The sequence below is a fragment of the Desertihabitans aurantiacus genome (assembly GCF_003344635.1).
Classification (GTDB): Bacteria; Actinomycetota; Actinomycetes; order Propionibacteriales; family Propionibacteriaceae; genus Desertihabitans; species Desertihabitans aurantiacus.
The window spans coordinates 1-5,574 of the sequence record NZ_QPKK01000253.1 but is presented as its reverse complement, the minus strand read 5'-3'; the positions used below and the strand labels follow the sequence as shown (position 1 = coordinate 5,574).

4 protein-coding genes and 1 pseudogene are annotated in these 5,574 nt (G+C 72.1%); 2 read left to right on the top strand and 3 right to left on the bottom strand.

The window, feature by feature from the left end; all coding sequences use genetic code 11:
• Window positions 1-1,705 (top strand): annotated as a pseudogene (locus DVA66_RS16475) (hypothetical protein); the annotation flags it as partial.
• A 102-nt stretch (window positions 1,706-1,807) separates the two neighbouring features.
• Here DVA66_RS16475 and sucD read toward each other — a convergent pair.
• The 3 genes from sucD to DVA66_RS16460 form a co-directional block, all read right to left on the bottom strand.
• Window positions 1,808-2,695, bottom strand: coding sequence for a succinate--CoA ligase subunit alpha (sucD, locus tag DVA66_RS16470; RefSeq protein WP_114561050.1), 888 nt, complete (start codon window positions 2,693-2,695; stop codon window positions 1,808-1,810).
• A 12-nt stretch (window positions 2,696-2,707) separates the two neighbouring features.
• Window positions 2,708-3,883, bottom strand: coding sequence for an ADP-forming succinate--CoA ligase subunit beta (sucC, locus tag DVA66_RS16465; RefSeq protein WP_114561049.1), 1,176 nt, complete (start codon window positions 3,881-3,883; stop codon window positions 2,708-2,710).
• 214 nt (window positions 3,884-4,097) lie between these two features.
• Window positions 4,098-4,523: a cobalamin B12-binding domain-containing protein gene (locus DVA66_RS16460; protein WP_232822017.1), complete on the bottom strand. Its 426-nt coding sequence runs from the start codon at window positions 4,521-4,523 to the stop codon at window positions 4,098-4,100.
• A gap of 220 nt (window positions 4,524-4,743) precedes the next feature.
• Between DVA66_RS16460 and DVA66_RS16455 the strand changes: the two genes are divergently transcribed.
• On the top strand, window positions 4,744-5,574 hold an 831-nt coding region (locus DVA66_RS16455), incomplete at its 3' end, for a M23 family metallopeptidase (protein WP_157974068.1).

Sequence of the window (5,574 nt, the reverse complement as noted above, 5' to 3'; positions counted from 1 at the left end):
CACCCCCCGCCCGAGCCGCGCCCGCCGCAGCCTGGAGCCCTGGCCGGCGGCCGAGGGCGACCAGGACGCGACCGGCGCCGAGCCGACCGGTGCCGACCGGAGCCCGACTCCCGCCCCGCGGGCCGGGTCGACCCAGGACCGCCCGACGACCGCGGACGCGGCAGCGCAGGACACCCCCGACGCGCAGCCGACCGTGACCATCCAGCCGGCCAGCACGCCGGCCCGCGACGCCGAGATCACCGCGGCGACCCCGGCCAGCTACGCCGAGAGCCAGCCGGCCGAGCCGAACCCGTGGGGACGTCCGGGCACCGTCCCGGCCGACCCCCGCCCGGTGTCGAGCCAGACCCAGCACCAGCGCTCGGCCAGCTCCCCGCCGCCGATGTGGCAGGAGCCGCACCGCCACCAGCTCGACCGCCGGACGCGGATGGGCCTGCTGGTCTCCGCGCTCGCCCTGGTGATGGTGACCTCGCTGGCGATCGGCTTCGCGGTCTGGGCCAACCAGCCGCCGCAGGTGACCGCGCCGCCGGTGGGCACGACCCCGACGCCGAGCCCGGTCGCACCGCTCAACCCGACCTCGATGCTCACCGACCGCGAGGCCGACGCGATCTCCCCCGAGGCGGGCTGGAAGATCAGCCTCGACGAGGAGGGCATCGCCGAGGACGCCCCGCAGCCGGTCTGCCTGCTGCGCACCGAGCCCGGGCTGCCGACCCCGGAGATGTCGCGGCTGCGCACGCTCACCACGGCCAGCGAGGCCGAGACCGCCGTGCTGCACCAGGCCGACCTCTACCCCACCGAGGCCGACGCCCAGCGGGTCTTCGAGAGCCGTCTGGCCCAGCTCGCGGGCTGCCCCCGCCAGCCGGTCTTCATGGCCGAGGGCTGGAAGGTCGACGGTCTGGGCGACCAGGCCGCCGGCGGGCTCGCCGTGATCGAGGACGAGCCGAACACCTTCCACTCGGTGGTGCTCGTGCGCACCGGCCGGCTGGTCAACGTGCTGGACGCCGCCCAGCAGGACGGCTCGGTCAAGTCCGACGGGCTGGTCGAGGCCGCCACCGACGTCGTCACCGGCCAGTGCGGTGCCGTCGACGGGGCCTGCGCCGACGACGTGACGGTGACCAAGGGCCTGCCGCCGCTCGGCGACTCCGAGCCCGGCTTCCTGGCACCCGTCGACGTCCCCCGGATCACCCGCGGCGCGGGCGAGTGGGGTCCGACGGCCGTGCAGGCCGACTTCACCGACGTCGCCCTGAGCCGGTGCGAGGGCATCGACCCGGCCACGGTCAGCGGTCCGGAGACCCGCGGCAAGGTGACGTACCTGCTGCAGCGCGATCCCGACGCCCCCAACCAGTTCGGTTTCGACGAGGTGATCCTCTCGATGGAGGACGCCGAGGCCGCGACCGCGCTGGTGGACGACTACGAGGAGTCGGTCGAGGAGTGCGAGGAGGAGCTGCGCACCGCCGAGGTCTCCGAGGCCCAGCCCATCGAGGGCTCGGTCGGCAAGAGCAAGATCGCCGGCACCGCCTACACCGTGACCCAGTCGACGGGGGCGGACGAGGAGGTCAGCTACCGGATCGCGATGGCCAGCGTGGACGAGAAGGTCGTCTACCTGGGCCTGCCGCTCGACCCGGAGGCCGCCGACTTCGACTTCTCCGACGAGCAGTGGACCGAGCTGGCCGAGCGCGCCGCCGGTCGCACCACCCAGGCCGGGTGAGCCGACCGCCCCGGACGTCGAGGCGTCTGGGCGCGGATCGGCTCCCACCGACGACGACGGCCCGCACCCCCCTGAGGGGTGCGGGCCGTCGGTGCCTGCGGCTCAGGCCAGCGAGGCCATGATCTCGCGCATCAGCGCGGCGGTCTCGCTCGGGGTCTTGCCGACCTTGACGCCGGCCGCCTCGAGGGCCTCCTTCTTCGCGGCCGCGGTGCCGGCCGAGCCGGAGACGATGGCGCCGGCGTGGCCCATCGTCTTGCCCTCCGGCGCGGTGAACCCGGCGACGTAGCCGACCACCGGCTTGGTGACGTTGGCCTTGATGAACTCGGCGGCCCGCTCCTCGGCGTCGCCGCCGATCTCACCGATCATCACGATGGCGTCGGTGTCGGGGTCGTCCTGGAAGGCCTGCAGGCAGTCGATGTGGGTGGTGCCGATGACCGGGTCGCCACCGATCCCGACCGCGGTGGAGATGCCGTAGTCGTTGAGCTCGTACATCATCTGGTAGGTCAGGGTGCCCGACTTCGACACCAGGCCGATCCGCCCGCCGGAGGTGATGCTGGCCGGGATGATGCCGGCGTTCGACACCCCCGGGGTGATCAGGCCGGGGCAGTTCGGGCCGATGAGCCGGGTCTTGGAGCCCTTGGCCAGGCTCCAGAACTCGGCGGTGTCCCTGACCGGCACGCCCTCGGTGATGACGACGGCCAGCGGGATCTCGGCCTCGATCGCCTCGACCACCGCGGACTTGGTGAACTTGGCCGGCACGAAGATCACCGACACGTTGGCCTGGGCCTGCTCCATCGCCTCGGCGACGGTGCCGAAGACGGGGACGGTGACGCCGTCCTCGAAGTCGACGGTGGTGCCGGCCTTGCGCGGGTTCACGCCGCCGACCACGTTGGTACCGGACTTGAGCATGAGCTGGGAGTGCTTCATGCCCTCCGAGCCCGTCATGCCCTGGACGATGACCCGGGAGTCGGAGTTCAGGAAGATTGCCATGTCAGTCGCTCCTCAGTTCGCAGCCAGCTCGGCAGCCCGGCGGGCCGCACCGTCCATCGTGTCCACCTGCTCCAGACCGGGCAGCCCCGCGTCCTGCAGGATCTGCCGGCCGAGCTCGGCGTTGTTGCCGTCCAGCCGGACGACCAGCGGCTTCGGCTCGACGCCGCGGCCCAGGAGCTGCTCGAAGGCCTGCACGATGCCGTTGGCGACCGCGTCGCAGGCGGTGATCCCGCCGAAGACGTTGACGAAGACGCTCTTCACCTGCTCGTCGTGCAGGATCACGTCCAGCCCGTTGGCCATCACCTCGGCGCTGGCGCCACCGCCGATGTCGAGGAAGTTGGCCGGCTTCGGCGCGCCGGGGAACTCCTCGCCCGCGTAGGCGACGACGTCCAGGGTGCTCATCACCAGGCCGGCACCGTTGCCGATGATCCCGACCGAGCCGTCCAGCTTGACGTAGTTGAGGCCCTTCTCCTTGGCCTTGAGCTCCAGCGGGTCGGCGGCGGCCACGTCGGCCAGCTCGGCGAACTCGGGGTGGCGGAAGTCGGCGTTCTCGTCCAGCGTGACCTTGCCGTCGAGCGCGATGATCGAGCCGTCGCCGGTCTTCACCAGCGGGTTGACCTCGACCAGGGTGGCGTCGCTGGCGGTGTAGACCTTGCCCAGCGTGACCAGCACCTCCGCGATCTTGGCGCGGTCGGCCTCGTCGAAGCCGGCGGCGGCGACGATCTCGTCGGCCTTGGCGGCGTCGATGCCCACCGCCGGGTCGACCGGTACCCGGGCCAGCGCCTCGGGACGCTCCACGGCGAGCTGCTCGATCTCGACGCCGCCCTCCTTGCTGCACATCGCCAGGTAGGAGCGGTTGGCGCGGTCGAGCAGCAGGGAGAAGTAGTACTCCTCGGCGATGTCGGCACCCTCGGCCACCATCACCGTGCGCACCACGTGACCCTTGATGTCGAGCCCCAGGATCTCCCGGGCGCGCTCGGCCGCCTCGGCCGGGCTCTTGGCGATCTTCACCCCGCCGGCCTTGCCGCGGCCACCGGTCTTGACCTGGGCCTTCACCACGACGACCGGGGTGCCCAGCGCCGCAGCAGCGGCCTCGGCCTCCTCGGGCGTGGTGGCGGTGATGCCCCGGAGCACCGGCACGCCATGCGACTCGAACAGGTCGCGCGCCTGGTATTCGTAGAGATCCACGACGATTCCATCCTTCTTCCGGGGCTCGCGGGCCCCAACGTCGGTTCCCGACCGGTCAGGCCGTCCGGGGTTTCCTCGGGTGGGAGGTGGGGGGACGCAGCTCGGCGCCCGTCCGCACCACGGGGGGCGTCCTCGCGCCCCGCGCGACTCTAACGCCCGGCCTCAGGTGCGGCGAAACCGACCACCGGGCGCAGGGGGACGCCCGGACGGGCTCTCAGGAGGACAGCTCGTCGCTGCGCCGGCAGTGCTCGCGCACCCACTCGACGATCTCGGCCATCGTCGCGCCGGGGGTGAAGACCCGGGCCACCCCGGCCTCGGCCAGCGGCTGCCGGTCGGCCTCGGGGATGATCCCGCCGCCGAAGACGACCACGTCGTCCGCGCCCTCGGCCCGCAGCAGCTCGACCACACGCGGGAAGATCGTCATGTGGGCCCCGGAGAGGATGGACAGCCCGACGGCGTCGGCGTCCTCGGCCAGGGCGGTGGCGACGATCTGCTCCGGGGTCTGGTGCAGCCCGGTGTAGACGACCTCCATGCCCGCGTCACGCAGGGCCCGGGCGACCACCTTGGCGCCGCGGTCGTGCCCGTCCAGACCGGGCTTGGCCACCACCACCCGGATCGGGCGTGCCACTGCGCTGTCCACATCCGCACCCTAGCCGCCGTTGCCGGAGGGATTCCGTCCGGGGTGTGAGACGATTCACAGTTTGTTGTGGCGGACCGCGGATTGGCGCTTCAACCTGAGAATCGCTAAGATTTCTCCTCAGTCAGGGGTTGATGGGTCCCTGCCCATCGGTTAGGTTTCTGCGCGTTTGGCCGGACGGTTCTCCGGCGCGATGTGATCATCCAGCAGGTCAGGAGTGTGTGTGTCCAGGACGTTCCGCGGAGCGAAGGCTCGCCGGGCGCTAGTCGCCGACGACGCCAGCTTCTCCGACCGCCGCGACACCTCCCGTCACAGCATCCTCAGCCACGGCTTGGCTGCGCTGGCGATCTCCGTGCTCGGCCTCGGCGTGGCCGGCTCGGTCAGCCTGACCTCGGCCGCCCAGGCCACCCAGGTGGATGCGAAGGCCGCCCTCAACAGCGGCTCGGCCGACACCTCGCGCGCCGAACCGGCGCAGCAGGCCGTCAACCTCAACCGCGACCTGCAGGCGGCAGCCCAGGCCAACGAGCGCGAGCAGGCCAGCGACGCGGGCCAGAGCAACCAGAGCGGGACGCTGGACTCCTTCAGCGGCCGTGACGACCGGGAGAGCCGCAACTCCGTGCGGATCGAGCTCGACCGGGCCATCGCCGCCAAGAAGCTGGCCGACCGGCAGAGCAACCTGAGCAAGGTCGACGAGAAGGTCGTGCAGACCTCCCGCCAGGCGATGCAGGACGACCGGGCCGAGAAGCTGGCCGAGACCAGCAAGGAGATCGAGTCCGAGGACGCCCGCATCAAGGAGGAGGAGAAGAAGAAGGCCGAGGCGGAGAAGAAGCGTCAGGCCGAGGAGTCCGCCTCCGGCACCCTCGCCCTCCCCGAGGACTTCGAGGTCGACCCCGTGACGGTGGGCGACGGCGGTGGCGTCTCCCCGCTGGCCCACTACCGCCTGGCCGCCCGCTGGGGCGCGGTGGGCTCGTGGTCGCGCTACCACACCGGCACCGACCTCTCCGCCCCGATCGGCACCCCGATCCGCGCGGCCGCCGACGGCGTCGTCGTCCCG

Coding starts and splice junctions, on each gene's coding strand:
- sucD (WP_114561050.1), bottom strand. CDS start 2,695: ATGGCAATCTTCCTGAACTCCGACTCCCGGGTCATCGTCCAGGGCATG.